The following is a 14,481-nucleotide window of genomic DNA, read 5'->3' as shown; positions in this document are numbered from 1 at the left end:
CAGGGTTTCCTGGCTTTTTTTCTTTAGCTGGAGTTGAGAAACAGGGGAACGCCCCCGGCCAGCTCTCCGCCCCAGTTGGCAGCGGAGGGGCGAGTCTACTGTTCAGCCTTTCACACGTTAAGCGGGACGAAGAGAACGGGAAGGAGCACAGGAAAGAGAGAGGAAATGTAACTTGAACCAAGTCCAGAAATGTCTAGAAACACACAAAGCACCCTATCAGGCGCGCAATAGCATTCGCCCAATCAACACAACAGCTTCGCCTGCCCCTCCCCCTGACCCGGGGTGTACGCCCGCGTCCTCCCCCTTTCCCGCTTTTCAGGAGACCCCATGAAGCATACCCGTACCCTGCTGGCCGCCACCCTCGCCCTCACGCTCGCCGCCTGTGGGCAGCAGGTGCAAGTCGCGTCTCCCGCGGCGAGCGCGCCCGAGCACACTGGCGAAATCGCAGGGGCATATCTGGTGGGCTTCAAGGAGAGCAATCTGGGCGCGCAGAGCCTAAACGCCGAACAGCTCGCGGCGCAGGCGCAGCTCCAGGCGCAGGCCATCACGGCGGCGGGCGGGGTGCTGACCACCCAGTGGGCCGACATCAGCGCGGCAGCCGTGAAGCTGAGTCCAGAAGCGCTCTCGAAGCTCCAGGCCAACCCCAGCGTCGCCTACGTCGAGCCGGACCTCGTGCGTCACGCGGTGGGGATGAAGAGCGGCGTGACCGACGCCTCGGTCCGCTCGGGCCTGAGCGCCCAGGGACTCACCGCCCAGGCCACACCCGTCTACACGGCCAGCGGCGAGTACACCTGGGGCGATAGCGCCCTGAAGGTGCCCACCCTGCGGGCCAGCAACTACACCGGAGCGGGCGTGGCGGTGTGCGTGACCGACACTGGCATTGATGCCAACCACCCGGAGTTCGGGCGCAAGCTGAGGGGCTTCAAGAACTTCGTGACGGGCGAGACGTACACCGATCCGTACCAGCTCAACGACGTGTCGCACCACGGCACGCACGTGTCGGGCACCATCTTCGCGCAGTACGGCGCAGGCACGGGCGCGAGCGGCATGCAGGCAGGCATGGACCCCAACGGCGTAGGCGGCGTTTCCAGCGGGGCGAACCTGTACATGGCCCGGGTGCTGGGCAACGACGGCTCGGGGGCGTCGAGCGGGATCATCAACGGTGTGAACTGGTGCGCCGCGCAGCTCAAGAGCCAGGGCGGGACGGAAAACCACGTGGTGGTGTCTATGTCGCTGGGCGGTGGACGTGCCAGCCAGACCGAGCAGCGCGCGTACACCAGCGTCTACAACAAGGGGGTCCTCGTGATCGCCGCCACCGGCAACGACGGGGCCGCCGTTTCCTACCCTGCCGCCTACACGAACGTCGTGGGCGTCGGGGCGATTGACGCCGCCGAGGCCAAGGCCGACTTCTCCAACTTCGGCACCCAGGTGGACCTCGTGGGTCCCGGCGTCCACGTGCTGAGCAGCGTGCCGCTCGGGCAAGGCTCCCGCGCGTCGGCGAGCGGTGGCGGCGTGACCTTTAGCGACGTGGAGGGCGCGGACAAGAGCGGCAAGGGCACCTTCAGCGGCAACGTGGTCAAAGCGGGCGACGGCACGGGCACGGCGGGCGGCAACGAGTTCTGCGGCACTTCCACCCGAAACGCGGCCCTGAGCGGCAACATCGCCCTGATCAGCCGCGGCACCTGCTCCTTCGAGGAAAAGACCGCCAACGCGGTGGCCAGCGGCGCGAAGGGCGTCATGATCTACAACAACGTGGCTGGGCCGCTGGGCATGAGCCTGACAAACGCCTACACCGTGCCCGTCGTGGGCATCACCCAGGCCGACGGCCAGGGTCTGCTGGTCAAGCTGCCCACCACCGGTACGGTCAGCGTCACGAGCGCCGACTACGAGTACTTCGACGGGACCAGCATGGCCACGCCGCACGTCAGTGCCGCCGCCGCGGTGGTGTGGGCCGTCAAGCCCAACCTCACCAATGCCCAGCTGCTGAGCCTGCTGACCAGCACCGCCAAGGACTTGGGCACGGCGGGTAAGGACAACAACTTCGGCTACGGTCTGGTCAACCCCTTGGGGGCGATTACCGGACAGTAAGGCCACACGCACAATCGAGGCGTCGGGGTGAATTCACCCCGACGCCTCCTTCTTCTGGCCTGGGCCACCCCCGTCATCCAAGCCTTGCGGCCGACTTTACGGCGAAATCGCGGACGTGGCGCCGGCCCAGGTGGTAAAAGAGCTGTATCAGGCTTCCGCGGCCGTGCCCCAGCACATCGCCCGCGAACCGTACGGGCTCCAGCCCAGTGAAACGCCGGCGACTGCCGAACTGTCGGCTGCGCGCTGCCCACGGAGGGGACTTGGGACGATTTCCGATACTTCCTGCCACGCCCTCTGGAGTTGGTGCACGCCGAGGAGATCCGGGCGGAAAAAGTAGCGTGCCGCCTGGAATACGCCCAGCAGGGGTTTTTGCTGCGTGGCGGGCAGCGGGCCCCGCTCTACACACCTCCGCGCCGCCCTCCTGGGACGAGGTGCTCTCGCGCTGGCCCTGGTACGCCAGCATGCGGCTGCGTTGGTCCACGCTGCAAGCGTTCGCCGTGCAGCCTGCCGGATTGCTGGCCCGGTGGTGGGTTCACGCGAGGGGCCCACTGGCCCAGGACCTGCGCCCCTCGGGCGAACTTCCCCCAGAATGGTCAACTGCCCACGTCCCAGGCTGGATCGAAGCCGCCTCCCTGGCCGCACCAAACGGCGAAGAAGCCCAGCCGCTCAGCGGCGCCCTCCTGATGCTGGCGCATTCCCCCACCAACCGGACTGCTGAAGGGCTTCAGCCTCTTCCCTGCATCAGCCGCTTCACGATCAGCGCCCCACCGAGGATCGCCGGGAGGCCTCCGCCTGGATGCACCCCCGTTCCCACCTGCCACAGTCGGGGGGCTGGGTGGTAGGGCTGAGGGTGCAGCGGCCCACCGCGCCACACCGGAAGGGCCGCGCCGTAGATCGCGCCGCCCGGATATCCTCCGGCCGCGTAGTAGGCCGGGGGCAGGGCCACCACATCCCGCGCGGAGGCCAGCAGCCCGGGCACACCGAGCCTCTCCTCCACCCGCCTCACCTGCGCCCGCACCCAGGAATGGGGAGGGCCGAGGTTACGGGCTGTGGCAGGCGCGGTGAGCAGCACGGCGAGGCGGGGACCGTCCGCGTGGACGAGGGCCAACGTATCGGGGGGCAGGGCCCCGGCCCGCATTGCGGCGCGAAAGGTGGTGAAGTCGGTGGGAGGCAGGACCGAGGTGGCAGGCAGTGGAGCGGGGGCAGGCAAGGCCGCATACAGCGCAACGCCGCTTACCGTCCGGCAGGACACAGGGGAACGAACTGAATGCCCCCGCAGCGCCGCGAGCCGGACCGGATCGAGGGCGCTGACGAGCAGATCGTGCTGGCAGACCTTCCCTCCCCGCAGCGTCAGGGCCGCGCGCTCCACATCCACCCGCACCACCTCTGCTCCTTCCCGCACCTGCACGCCCCGGGCCGTTGCCAAGGCCAGCAGGGTACCGAGCAGCGCGCCCATGCCGGAGGCAGGCCGGTAGACCTTCTCGGCCACCAATGCGGGAATTAGGGCGTAGAGGGCGGGGGCGTCCTCCGGTGCCAGGCCTGCGTTCAGGGCGTGGGTCCGGATGGCGTGGGCCAACGCGGGGGGCAACCGTTGAGCTCGCACCCAGCCCTCTGCCGTGAGGTGGCCCCGCGTGGCGCGGAACAGCCCCCCACTGGCCTGCCGGAACAACGGGTCTGTCAGGCGCGGCGGCGTGGTCAGCAGCGTCTCCACCCAGGGCGCGAGTGGCGCAGCGGACGCGACGTACCGGCTCCACGCAGAATGCAGGGGATGCCCGGGGGGAACGGGCAGCGGCACCTCCCCGAACGGCGTGTAATGAATCCCCAGACCGCCGGGCAGGGGGCGCAGGTCCAGCGGGTCTACCTCGCCCAGCTGGGCCAGAAACGCGCGCCACACCCCCGGAAAGGTAAAGAGGCTGGGCCCTGTACCGAAGCTCAGCCCACCCACCGTGACCCGCCGCAACTTGCCCCCCGCCCGGTCCCGCTCGTACACGGTCACGCCGTGCCCCAGCCCTCCCAGCAGCGCCGCGAGCGCGAGGCCCGCTACCCCGCCACCGAGAAGGCCGATGGACTGGGGACCAGCCTGGCGCCCGGCGGCTGGAAGCTGACCGCTTCCTTTCACGGCCAGAGCCCGCGCGCCAGCAGGTATACCAGCGGCACCCCTGCCACCGTGCCCACGATCCACGGCGTGACGATGCTGAGGGGATACAGCCGTGCGGCGCGGCCCGGCGTCGGGTCCCGCAACAGCGCCAGGGCCATCCCACCGCACACCACCCACAGGGCGGCGGCGGTGAGGCGACTGACCGGCCACAGCAGCGCTCCAGCGAGCAGGAACCAGACCAGCGCGTAGGAGGCGCTGCCAGGAACACCGAGCGTGGTGGCGACGGTACGGGTGCCTGCGAGATGGTCAGCAGGAACGTCTTGTGCGGCGTCGAAGGCGTGCTTTCCCACCGAGTAGCACATCAGGGCCAGCAGGGGCAGGGTGGGCACGGGCGTGCCCAGCGCCAGCGCGGGCAGCGCGAGCGGCAGGGCGTAGGCGACGTTGCTCAGGCCGTCGAGAAAGGGGCGGCCCTTGAGGCGCAGCGGCGGCACACTGTAAGCGGCGAACAGCGCCACGCAGAGCAGCAGCACCCCCTGGGCTGCCGGGGGCAGCAGCAGTGCCAGCGCCAGCAAAAAGGGCACGTTCAGCAACAGGACCGCCCGCAGCAGCGGCGCACCCTCCCCCACCGTCAGCCGCGCCCCCTGCCAGCCACCTTTGCGGACAGATAAGGCGTCCTCCTCACGGTCGGCCAGATCATTCAGCCCGTAGATCAGGAGGTTGAAGGGCAGCGTGAGGTACGCGAGCAGCACGAGTAGACCGGGGTGCTCCGTCCAGAGGTGCCCCGTCAGCCAGAGGCCCATGACCAGCGTGCCCACGGTGTTGATCCACAGCGCGGGGCGGGCCACGGCGAGCACGCGGCGCAGGGGCAATCGGGCGGGCAGGGTCAGGGGACGCATGGGCAGCGGGGCGGGGGCACGCCGGAACAGACGGCGGCCACACCATCAGGGGCATTGTAGAGGCCCGGGCCGCCCGGCACCGGGACAGAAGGAACCCTGGCACAAGGCTTACGGTTCGCCCGGCCGGCGCCCTGTCCAATGAAACGGACAGGCTTCCCCACCAACCGGAAGCCGAAAGGAGCGCAGATGAACGTCCTGGTCACGGGAGCCACGGGATTTGTGGGACGGGCGGTGGTGGGTGAACTGCTGACGCGGGGACACACGGTGTTTGCCGGATCACGTCGCGGCGGGGCGCTGCCCGGCACAGTGGGGGTGCCCCTCGACGTCACGGACCCGGGCAGCGTGTTCCGGGCCTCCGGGCACGCGCGGCCAGACGCCGTGGTTCACCTCGTCGGCATCATTGCGGAGCAAGGTGAACAGACCTTCACGCGCGTTCATGTGGAGGGCACGCGGAACGTGCTGGCCGCGTGTGCCCGCCACACCCGCTACGTTCACATGAGCGCCCTGGGCGCACGGGAAGACAGCGGGAGCGGCTACAGCCGCAGCAAGGCCCAGGCCGAGCGCCTGGTGCGGGAAAGTGGATTGAGCTGGACCATCTTCCAGCCCAGCCTGATCTTCGGCGTGGGCGACGACTTTTTCGGTCGGGTGCTGCGTGAACTGGTGGGCACCGCGCCCGTCGTGCCCCAGATCGGCGACGGCTCCTTTCCCTTTCGCCCGGTCAGCGTGCAGGACGTGGCCCTGGCCTTCGCGGGGGCGCTGGAACGGCCCGAAACTGTAGGGCAGACCTACGCCCTTACCGGCCCCGAGGAATTCACCTTCCGGCAACTGCTGAAGCTGGAACTCTCCGCCCTGGGCAAGCGCAAACCCATCGCGCCTGTGCCGCTTGCCCTGATGAACCTGCTGGTGCCCGCCATGCAGGTTCTGCCCAAGCCGCCCATCACCCGGGACCAGTACGCCATGCTCAAGGAGGGCAACACCGCGCCCAACGGGCCCGCCCGCGAGGCGTTCGGCCTGCCCATGCACCGGCTGGAGGACGCGCTGCCGAGCATCGTGTCCCCCTCCAGGAAATAAGCGGGCGCGCCCTACAGGCTCCGGGGCAACTCCTGCAGGTAGCGCAGCGGCAGCGGGCTCTCGCCCTGCTTGAAGGCCACCAGATACCCGGCCACCGTGCCGCCGGCCCGCTCCACCAGCCGGGCCAGCGCCTGCGCTGTGCCGCCCGTCGCCACCACGTCCTGCACGATGGCCACTTGTTTGCCCTTCAACCTCGCGGCGTGGGGGCCATCCAGCCACAGCGTCTCCGCGACGCCAAGCGTCATGGAGGGCACGTCCTGAATCAGGGGGTCTTGCATGTAGGTGCGGCGCTTCTTGCGCGCCACCACGTAGGGCAGCCCCGAGCGGTCGCTGATCTCGTGGGTAAGCGGCAGGGCGTTGGTCACCACCGTGAGCAGCACCTCGGTTTCCTCGGGAATCAGGGGCAGCATCGCCTGGGCCGCGGCGTTGGTCAGTTCGCTGTCACCGATAAATTCCACCAGCGGCACGCGCCCCACGTTGCCGACGCGCACGGTGGGCAGCTCACGGGTTACGTCCCCGACAGTGATGCGGAGGGCGGGCACAGGGGCAGTCATGGCGTCAGGGTAACGGAAGAAGCGGTCAACCGTCAGCGCTTAACCATCAGCCGGACCTGAAAGGTGGCCGGCGGCTCATTCAAACAGCGGCAGGTGTCCCAGCGCCGTCACCTCGGGGCGCTCCTGACCCTCGGTAAAGACCGCCACGACGGCGGCCACCTCACCGCCCACCTCCTCGATAATCTGGCGAAGCGAGTGTAGCGTTCCGCCGCTCGACACCACGTCGTCCACGATGGCAACCTTGTGGCCGCGGATCTTGGGGACGTCGAAGCCGTCAAGCACCAGCAGTTGCGGTTTGCCCGTGGTAATGCTGACGACCTCACGGGCCACCGGGTCCACCATGTAAGGCTTTTCCGTCTTGCGAATCACCACGTAGGGCTTGCCGCTTTCCCGGCTGATCACGTGCGCCAGCCCCAGGGCCTTGACCTCGGGCGTGACGAGCACGTCCACCTCGGGGGGCAGGAGGCGCGCGAGTTCGCGCCCAGCAGCTTCCGTGACCTCGGTGTCGCCCAGCATGTTAAAGAGGGCCACGCTGACGCCGGGGGCCACCGGCACGATGGGCAGTTCGCGGGTCACGTCCCCGACCTCGACCTTGTGCGTTTTCACGGGGCCGAGTCTATCCTGCCGTGGGCGGGCAGGGGCCCACCGCCTGACCGTCAAATGGTCCAACCCCAGGGCACCGACCCTGGCGGTCAGACCTGCTGGTCCTTCTTCAAAACCTCGTCCTCCGCTCTGGCGCGGGATACGGCACGACTTCGGCCACGCCCCGATCATCCAGCCGGGTCAGGAAGCCCGCCGCGTCGCCGAAGGTCAGGCCGCTGTCGAGGGCCACACACAGCTGAGAGGCGTACAGCACGGGCAGGCCGGGGCCGTCCTCAGGGGCCAGGCCCGACTCGCCCAGCAGGATGGGCACTGGGGTATGGCCGTGGGCCAACCGCGTGCCGCCGAAGGTGTTCAGCAGTTTGCGGGCCACCTTCTCGCCGCCGTGATCGGCAAAGGCGAGGCGCTCGGCGAAGGCGTTGGCGAAGTGGCCCCAGACCTCGGGCTGCACGCTCTGCATCAGCCGCGCGACGGCCGCGTTTACCGCGTTCACGCTGGTGCCCAGGTGCAGGTACATCGGACTGTCGGCGTGCAGCAGCAGCCAGCGCCCCACCCGCAGCAGGGCGGGCCGGGCTGCCAGCCACCCTTCCTCCTCGGCCGTCATGTTGGCTGCGTCGCGGCCCTGGCCGCCGTTGGCCAGCCAGTAGTCGAAAAACCCGTAACGGTCCCCAGGATCACTGCGCGCAAAGCGCTGGGCAGCCAGGAACATCACTTCGTGGTTGCCCAGCAGCGCCGAGACGCGACCACCCGACGCCGGGGCCTGCGCTTCGAGCCGCCGCACCAGCCGCACCACCCCGATGCCGTTGGGCCCGCGGTCCATATAGTCGCCCAGAAACACGAGGTGCGCCCGTCCGCCTGTCCAGTCACCCCGCACATCGATCAACCCCGCCGAGAGCAGCAGCGTGCGGAGCTTGTCAAAGGCGCCGTGGACGTCGCCCATCACCCACAGTGGGCACTCGGCCGGCAAGGAGGTCACGGTCCGTCCTCCAGCCCCAGGTCCTCCAACCTCAGCAGCAGGGTCATGAAGTAGGCGCGCGTTGCCATACTCACGCCGGTGGGCAGGCCACCCAGGGGCCACCAGCCCGTATCGGCGGCGTCGTCACCAGCCCGGGCCTCTCCGGAAACGTGCCGCGCCGTATACAGCACTGTCACCCAGGCCACCACGTTACCGTCGGGGTAGGTGTGTCGGTGCGCGTCCCCGCTAAACACCCCCAGCAGCGTGAGGGGTCCGGCACTTAGCCCCGTTTCCTCGCGCAGTTCGCGGCGGGCGGCGGCCTCCACCTCCTCGCCCACGTTGACTCCGCCGCCCGGCAGGTCCCACAGGCCATCGTCGCGGCGCAACACGAGCAGCACCTCCGGGCCATGTGGCCCAGCGCGCAGGGCGGCCACGCCCGCCCCCACCCGCTGCTGCACCGCTTCTGGCCTTACCTCGCCCAACGCGGTCATTCGGCGTCCTCTTCCCCGTCGCCGGGGGCGGGCAGCGTTCGCCAGCCGGTCATGCGTTCGCTGAGGTCTTGCTGCAACCGGCGCACGTTGCCCTCCATCTGCGAGCGGGCCGAATCGAGCTCGTGGCGCAGCCGCATGATTTCCTCCACGCCCGCGAGGTTGACGCCGAGTTCCTGGGTCAGGCGGCGAATCTCGCGCAGGTGCTCGATGTCGCGCTCGCTGTACAGCCGCGTCTTGCCGCTGCTCCTGCCCGGCCGAATGAGCTGCTTGCGCTCGTACAGGCGCAGGGTCTGCGGGTGCATGTCCACAAGTTCGGCGGCGATGGAGATCACGTACACGGGCCGGTCCCGGGCGTCGGTCTTGCCGTCCCCGGCAGGCAGGGCGCGCGGCGTGGCCCGCTCGCGCAGCTCGTCCTCGATGCGCTCGATCTCGGCCTCGAACTCGCCCTGCAGATCGTCGAGTTCGTGCTGAAGGCGCATGACTTCCTCGACGCCCGCGAGGTTGACGCCGAGTTCCTGCGTCAGGCGGCGGATCTCGCGCAGATGCTCGATATCGCGCTCACTGTAGAGCCGCGTCTTGCCGCTGGACCGCCCCGGCCGGATCAGACCCTTGCGCTCGTACAGCCGCAGCGTCTGCGGGTGCATGTCCACGAGTTCGGCGGCCACCGAGATGACGTAGACGGGGCGGTGCTTGGAGTCGGCGGGCATACCTCGCTTGAGTATACCCGCCGCAAGGATTCTGAACGTGGCGCGAGGTGCGCCCGGCACGATTGGGAATGTGCGTTCTCCATCCTGGAGCCGGGGACATGGGCCTGCGCCGGGCAGCCGCCTTTTTGCCGTCCCACACTTCCCCGGTATCATCCGCCCATGACCGCCTCTACGCCGGACCTCCCCGCCCTGCTCAACCGGCAGGCCGCCGAGAACGAACTGTTTGCCCTGCTGCGGATTCCCTCGGTGAGCGCAGACCCCACCCACACGGCCGACATGGCGCGCGCCGCCGAGTTCCTGCGGGCCAAGCTGGCGGAACTGGGGTTCACGGCGCGCGTGGACGCCACGCGCAACGGTGACAAGGCCGGGCACCCCCTCGTCTACGCCGAGCGCCTCGACGCCCCTGGCAAGCCTACCGTGCTGATCTACGGGCACTACGACGTGCAGCCGGAAGCCCCTCTGGAAGAATGGGTCACGCCGCCCTTCGAGCCCACCCTGCGGAACGGGCGCATCTACGCGCGCGGCTCGACCGACGACAAGGGCCAAGCCTACGCCCACGTGCGCGGCGTTGAACTGCTGCTTGCCGCCGGGCCCCTGCCCGTGAACGTCAAATTCCTGCTCGAAGGCGAGGAGGAGGTGGGCAGCCCCTCGCTGGAAGCCTACCTGCGGGACCACGCTGGGGAACTGCGCGCCGACGTGATCGTCATTTCCGACGGCAGCCGCTTCGCGCCCGACGTGCCCACCGTGACCTACGGCCTGCGCGGCCTGAGCTACGTGGAAATCCACGTGCAGGGAGCGAACCGGGACCTGCATTCCGGCTCTTACGGCGGCGCGGCTCCCAACCCCATCAATGCCCTGTGCGAGATCATTGCCAAATTGAAGGATGATCAGGGCCGCGTGACCATCCCCGGTTTCTACGACGGCGTGGAGGAACTGACCCAGGAGGAGCGGGACATGTGGGCCAAGTTGCCCCACTCGGACGAGGAATTCGCCGCCTCCATCGGTGTGCCCGCGTTGCCCGGCGAAGCGGGGTACACCACCCTGGAACGCCTGTGGGCGCGTCCCACGTTGGACGTCAACGGCATTTGGGGCGGCTACCAGGGCGAGGGCAGCAAGACGGTGATCGCCGCGAAGGCCGGGGCGAAAGTCTCCATGCGCCTGGTGCCCGGCCAGGACCCGGAGCGCATCACCCAGCTCATCAAGGAGTACGTGCCCACCATTGCTCCCGCTGGCGTGAAGGCCGAAGTGCGCGGCCACCACGGCGGTCAGCCCGTGAAGGTGGACCTCGACTCGCCCTACATCAAGGCGGCGGACCGCGCCCTGACGCGCATGTACGGTAAGCCCGCCGCCTTCGGCCGGGGCGGGGGGAGCATTCCCATCGTCGCCACCTTCCGGGAGGTGCTGGGCGCGCCCGTGCTGCTGGTGGACTTCGGCCTAAACGAGGACGCGCCCCACTCGCCCAACGAGAGCTTCGCCGTGGAGGACTACCACAACGGCATCCTGACGAGCGCATACCTGCTGCAGGAGCTGGGAAAGTGATGGTGGGGGCAAGCCCCTTTCCTGGCGGCGCGGAGCAACCGTGAACCTCGCTTTTCTCGCCTCGCATGGGGGCAGCGCGGCGCGTTTTCTGATTGAAACCTGCCGCGACGGACGCCTGAATGCCACCCCTGTCGCCCTGGCGAGCAACAACAGCCGTTCACCGGCGCTCGCGTGGGCCCGGGAGGCGGGGCTGAGGACGGCGCACCTCAGCGGAGCGAAATACGCGGATGAGGACGCGCTGGACGCGGCCATCGCCTCCTTCTTGCGGGACTCGGGCGCGGACACGCTGGTGCTGAGCGGATACATGAAGGCGCTGGGGCCGCGCGTGCTGTCCGCCTACGCGGGCCGGCTGGTCAACGTCCACCCCAGCCTGCTGCCCCGCCATGGTGGACGCGGGATGTACGGGGACCGGGTGCACGAGGCAGTGTTGGCCTCAGGCGACACGGAATCGGGCGCGACCGTGCACCTCGTCACGGCGGGCATCGACGAGGGGCCGGTGCTCGCGCAGGTGCGGGTGCCGGTGCTGCCCGGTGACACGCTGGACGCCCTCAAGGCCCGTGTACAGGCCACCGAGGGCGAGCTGCTGCTGCGGGCTTTGCGGGAACTGGCGTGAAGCGCAAGGTCTTTGACCTGCGGCGCTGGGCCCGCGTCACGGACCACACCCAGGCCGTCACGCACATTCCCGGCTTCGTGATCGTGGATTTCACCGCCCATACGGTGATCCGCCCGCTGGACGTACCGGTTCCCGGGGCGAACAGCCAGGTGCGTATCCTCGACAGCGGCTTCCGCTGGGTGCGTGCCCACCCCACGGGAAGCGGCGAGGGTGTGCTGGGCGACGCGATGACCGTGCAACTCGACGCCTCAGGACACCCCAGGCAGTTCTACGTGGACGTCCACGGCGGCGAGGGCGTGGGTGAGGACGGCCTGCCCTGGACCGACGACCTGTACCTCGACGTGATTGGTCACCCCGGGAAGGCTGAGCCCTGGCGGGTGGACGCCACGCAGGTCATCGACGGCGACGAGCTGGAAGAGGCGGTGGAGGCGGGCCTCGCCTCCCCTCCTCTCGCGGAGGCGGCCTGGACGCATGCGCGGAAGGTGGAAGCGGCCCTGCGAGACGGGAGCTATCCCCCTCTCTCCGTGCTGAAGCGCTACCTCGAAGACCCGTATACTTGAACCAAGTTCAAAATCTCAGTTCGAGAGGTACGGAGGTTTTCCCATGACCCAGCCCCAGACCGCCCGCCCTGGCCTTCCCGTTCCCGCCGCAGAGGCCGTAAAGTCCGCCTTGCACGCCATTCCCATGAACGCCACTGTAGGTGTGCAGATCACTGAAGTGGGCGTGGGCTGGGCAGAAGGGATCTGCCCCGACACCGCGCCCTTTCGCAACCACCTCGGCACCATCCACGCCGGGGCGCAGTTCCTGCTGGCCGAGGCGGTGAGCGGAGCCGCCTTCGCCGGGGCCTTCGCCGCGCAGCTCGGGGAGGCCGTGCCCCTCATCGAGAAGCTGGAGACGCACTACGTTGCCCGCGCCAAGGGCGATCTGAAGGCCCACGCAGAGGTGCGCACAGCCGCCCTGCCCACGGCTCACGCCGAATACGCGGCGCAGGGCCGGGCCCGCCTCGTCCTGAACGTCAGTGTGCGCGACGGCGAGGACAAGGAAGTGATGCGCGCGGTGGCGCACTGGTATCTGCGGCGCAGGGGGTGAGGGAAGCGGAGCGCTGAGGGCGAAGGGCCAGCCTCTTTCGGCCCTTTGCCCCCAGTTTCACTGCAGCAGCCCCTCCACCACCCGCCGCAACTCCGGGGGCAGCGGCACCGGGCGGCGCGTTTCCCGGTCCACGTACACGTGAATGAAAAAACCCTCCGCAGCAGCTTGGGATTCGCCGTTGCGAAAGAGGCCGATCTCGTAGCGCACGCTGCTGCTCCCCACCCGGCCTACCCGCAAGCCCGCCGTCACCGCGTCAGGAAAGGAGATGGGCGCGGCGTAGCGGCACCCCGACTCCACCACGAGGCCGATGACGGGGCCGTGGGCGGGACCCAGCGCGCCCTGGCGGATCAGGTGCGTGTTGACCGCTGTGTCGAAGTACGAATAGTACGTGGCGTTGTTGACGTGCCCGTACACGTCGTTGTCCATCCAGCGCGTGGTGATGGGCGCGAGGTGGCGGTAGTCCGTGCGGACGCCCCGTCCTTTTGCTTGTGGACCGGTCACGCCGGCTCCAGCGACTGGCGCAAAATGCGTTCCAGATCCGCGGGACTGGGCGTCAGGGGCGCGACGGCCAGAAGCCGCTGCTGCTTCAGCGCCCCCTCCACCAGCCGGGGCAGGTCCGGCGCGCCGTAGCCGAGTTCCCTCAGGCCCAGCGGCGCGCCCACGTCACGCATCAGGGCGAGCAGGGCAGTGGGCAGGGCCTCACGCCCGCGTTCCTCCCGCCCGGTCAGCAGGCGGGCGGCTTCCTCGTGCCGGGCCGGGTCAGCGTCGTAGGTGAAGCGGAAGGCGGCGGGAGCCGTCACAATCACGCTCAGGCCGTGGGGAACGAAGGCGCGCTCCGCCGGGTATCCCGGCGCGCGGTAGTCGTGCCGCAACCCGGCGATGGGATACGCGCAGGCGTGCGGAATGTGAACGCCCGCCGAACCGAAGCCCACGCCGGCCATCGTGGCGGCGAGCATCATCGCGCCCCGGGCTTCCAGATCGTGCGCGTCCGTCACCGCCCGCCGAAGAAACTGTCCCCCGGAACGCAGCGCCTGCGCCGCCCATACGTCCGCCACCGGATTGCTGCCCTGGTACGGGGGGCGCTCCTGGGGTGATGTGGGCCGGGGACGGGAGGTGTACGGGCGGGCCAGAAAGGACTCGGCGGCGTGGCACACCACGTCCAGCCCAGCAGCGGCGGTCACGGATGCTGGAGCGGTGGCGCTCAGCTCCGGGTCCACGATGGCCTGCGCGGGCCGCAGTGAGCGGTGCGAGATGCCCGTTTTGACGCCGAGATGTGGCAAATCGAGGATGGCGACGGTGGTGGCCTCGGACCCCGAGCCGGAAGTGGTGGGCAGCGCGAGGAGGGGCCGCAGCGTCCCTCCCGGTTTGCGCCCCTCCCCGATAGGCGGATTCACGTACGCCATGATCTCGCCGCCGTCTGAGGTAATGAGGTTGGCGACTTTGGCCGTATCGATGGTGGAGCCACCGCCAAGGGCCACAAAGCCGTCCACCCCCGCCCGCCGCGCCGCCTCTACCGCGTCCTGCAGCGATTCCAGCGTCGGCTCAACGCGCACGGCGCTGTACACCACGGTCTCGATGCCCACCGCGTGAATAGCCGCCAGCACGCGGGCCGCGAGGCCCAGCTCGGCGACGCGCGGGTCCATGACCACGAAGGCCCGCCGCACGCCGAGGCGTTGCAACTCCCAGCCGGCGTCCGCCGCCGCACCGGGGCCAAATTTGAAGGGCGTGGCCTCCACGGTAAAGATCGTTTCGTGTATCAAAAGCGAGCACCTCTGCTTGG

The 14,481-nt window shown here is 69.2% G+C and carries 15 protein-coding genes; 6 read left to right on the top strand and 9 right to left on the bottom strand.

From position 1 onward, the window contains the following. Nucleotides 1-327: 327 nt before the first annotated feature. Nucleotides 328-2,088 carry a S8 family serine peptidase gene (locus tag B9A95_RS17350; RefSeq protein WP_084048440.1) on the top strand — a complete coding sequence of 587 codons (1,761 nt, stop codon included), beginning with the start codon at nucleotides 328-330 and terminating at the stop codon, nucleotides 2,086-2,088. A gap of 724 nt (nucleotides 2,089-2,812) precedes the next feature. On the opposite strand, the gene B9A95_RS17345 is transcribed toward B9A95_RS17350, so the two are convergent. Beyond that, nucleotides 2,813-4,213, bottom strand: a complete 1,401-nt coding sequence (locus B9A95_RS17345) for a phytoene desaturase family protein (protein WP_084050799.1) — start codon at nucleotides 4,211-4,213, stop codon at nucleotides 2,813-2,815. Then, nucleotides 4,204-5,082 (bottom strand): UbiA family prenyltransferase, encoded by an 879-nt coding sequence (locus tag B9A95_RS17340; RefSeq protein WP_084048439.1) that lies wholly within the window; start codon nucleotides 5,080-5,082, stop codon nucleotides 4,204-4,206. The genes B9A95_RS17345 and B9A95_RS17340 overlap by 10 nt, the downstream gene beginning before the upstream one ends. Nucleotides 5,083-5,268: 186 nt before the next feature. On the opposite strand from B9A95_RS17340, the gene B9A95_RS17335 reads away from it, so the two are divergent. After that, the gene (locus tag B9A95_RS17335; protein ID WP_084048438.1) at nucleotides 5,269-6,153 is read left to right on the top strand and encodes a complex I NDUFA9 subunit family protein; all 885 of its coding nucleotides are present in this window, start codon (nucleotides 5,269-5,271) and stop codon (nucleotides 6,151-6,153) included. 11 nt (nucleotides 6,154-6,164) lie between these two features. On the opposite strand, the gene B9A95_RS17330 is transcribed toward B9A95_RS17335, so the two are convergent. From B9A95_RS17330 to hspR, 5 genes are all read right to left on the bottom strand, one after another. Beyond that, nucleotides 6,165-6,707 carry a phosphoribosyltransferase family protein gene (locus B9A95_RS17330; protein ID WP_084048437.1) on the bottom strand — a complete coding sequence of 181 codons (543 nt, stop codon included), beginning with the start codon at nucleotides 6,705-6,707 and terminating at the stop codon, nucleotides 6,165-6,167. A gap of 75 nt (nucleotides 6,708-6,782) precedes the next feature. Next, nucleotides 6,783-7,313 carry a phosphoribosyltransferase family protein gene (locus tag B9A95_RS17325; RefSeq protein ID WP_084048436.1) on the bottom strand — a complete coding sequence of 177 codons (531 nt, stop codon included), beginning with the start codon at nucleotides 7,311-7,313 and terminating at the stop codon, nucleotides 6,783-6,785. Between the two features lie 106 nt (nucleotides 7,314-7,419). After that, nucleotides 7,420-8,283 (bottom strand): metallophosphoesterase, encoded by an 864-nt coding sequence (locus tag B9A95_RS17320; protein WP_245808355.1) that lies wholly within the window; start codon nucleotides 8,281-8,283, stop codon nucleotides 7,420-7,422. Beyond that, on the bottom strand, nucleotides 8,280-8,753 hold the full coding sequence (locus B9A95_RS17315; protein WP_084048435.1) for an NUDIX domain-containing protein: 474 nt from the start codon (nucleotides 8,751-8,753) through the stop codon (nucleotides 8,280-8,282). The genes B9A95_RS17320 and B9A95_RS17315 overlap by 4 nt, the downstream gene beginning before the upstream one ends. Continuing rightward, the gene (gene hspR, locus B9A95_RS17310) at nucleotides 8,750-9,460 is read right to left on the bottom strand and encodes a heat shock protein transcriptional repressor HspR, fused homodimer type (RefSeq protein WP_084048434.1); all 711 of its coding nucleotides are present in this window, start codon (nucleotides 9,458-9,460) and stop codon (nucleotides 8,750-8,752) included. Before hspR ends, B9A95_RS17315 begins: the two co-directional genes overlap by 4 nt. 159 nt (nucleotides 9,461-9,619) lie before the next feature. Between hspR and B9A95_RS17305 the strand changes: the two genes are divergently transcribed. Genes B9A95_RS17305 through B9A95_RS17290 form a run of 4 tightly spaced genes read left to right on the top strand, consistent with a single transcriptional unit; the run spans nucleotide 9,620 to nucleotide 12,701 of the window. Then, nucleotides 9,620-10,999 carry a dipeptidase gene (locus B9A95_RS17305; RefSeq protein ID WP_084048433.1) on the top strand — a complete coding sequence of 460 codons (1,380 nt, stop codon included), beginning with the start codon at nucleotides 9,620-9,622 and terminating at the stop codon, nucleotides 10,997-10,999. A 40-nt stretch (nucleotides 11,000-11,039) separates the two neighbouring features. Further along, a complete protein-coding gene (gene purN / locus B9A95_RS17300; protein WP_084048432.1) occupies nucleotides 11,040-11,612 on the top strand; it encodes a phosphoribosylglycinamide formyltransferase in 573 nt (190 codons plus the stop codon). After that, entirely contained in the window at nucleotides 11,609-12,172 is a 564-nt protein-coding gene (locus B9A95_RS17295) for a DUF402 domain-containing protein (RefSeq protein WP_084048431.1), read from the top strand. Before purN ends, B9A95_RS17295 begins: the two co-directional genes overlap by 4 nt. Nucleotides 12,173-12,215: 43 nt before the next feature. Further along, nucleotides 12,216-12,701: a DUF4442 domain-containing protein gene (locus B9A95_RS17290; RefSeq protein ID WP_084048430.1), complete on the top strand. Its 486-nt coding sequence runs from the start codon at nucleotides 12,216-12,218 to the stop codon at nucleotides 12,699-12,701. 57 nt (nucleotides 12,702-12,758) lie between these two features. Here the strand turns inward: B9A95_RS17290 and B9A95_RS17285 are convergent, their stop codons facing one another. After that, the gene (locus tag B9A95_RS17285) at nucleotides 12,759-13,202 is read right to left on the bottom strand and encodes an acyl-CoA thioesterase (protein WP_245808354.1); all 444 of its coding nucleotides are present in this window, start codon (nucleotides 13,200-13,202) and stop codon (nucleotides 12,759-12,761) included. After that, entirely contained in the window at nucleotides 13,199-14,461 is a 1,263-nt protein-coding gene (locus B9A95_RS17280) for a hydroxyacid-oxoacid transhydrogenase (protein WP_084048429.1), read from the bottom strand. Before B9A95_RS17280 ends, B9A95_RS17285 begins: the two co-directional genes overlap by 4 nt. Between the last annotated feature and the right edge of the window lie 20 nt (nucleotides 14,462-14,481).

Source organism: Deinococcus hopiensis KR-140 (assembly GCF_900176165.1).
Taxonomy (GTDB): domain Bacteria; phylum Deinococcota; class Deinococci; order Deinococcales; family Deinococcaceae; genus Deinococcus; species Deinococcus hopiensis.
Note: the sequence above shows the minus strand (reverse complement) of the source record. Positions and strands in the feature narration are given on the sequence as shown.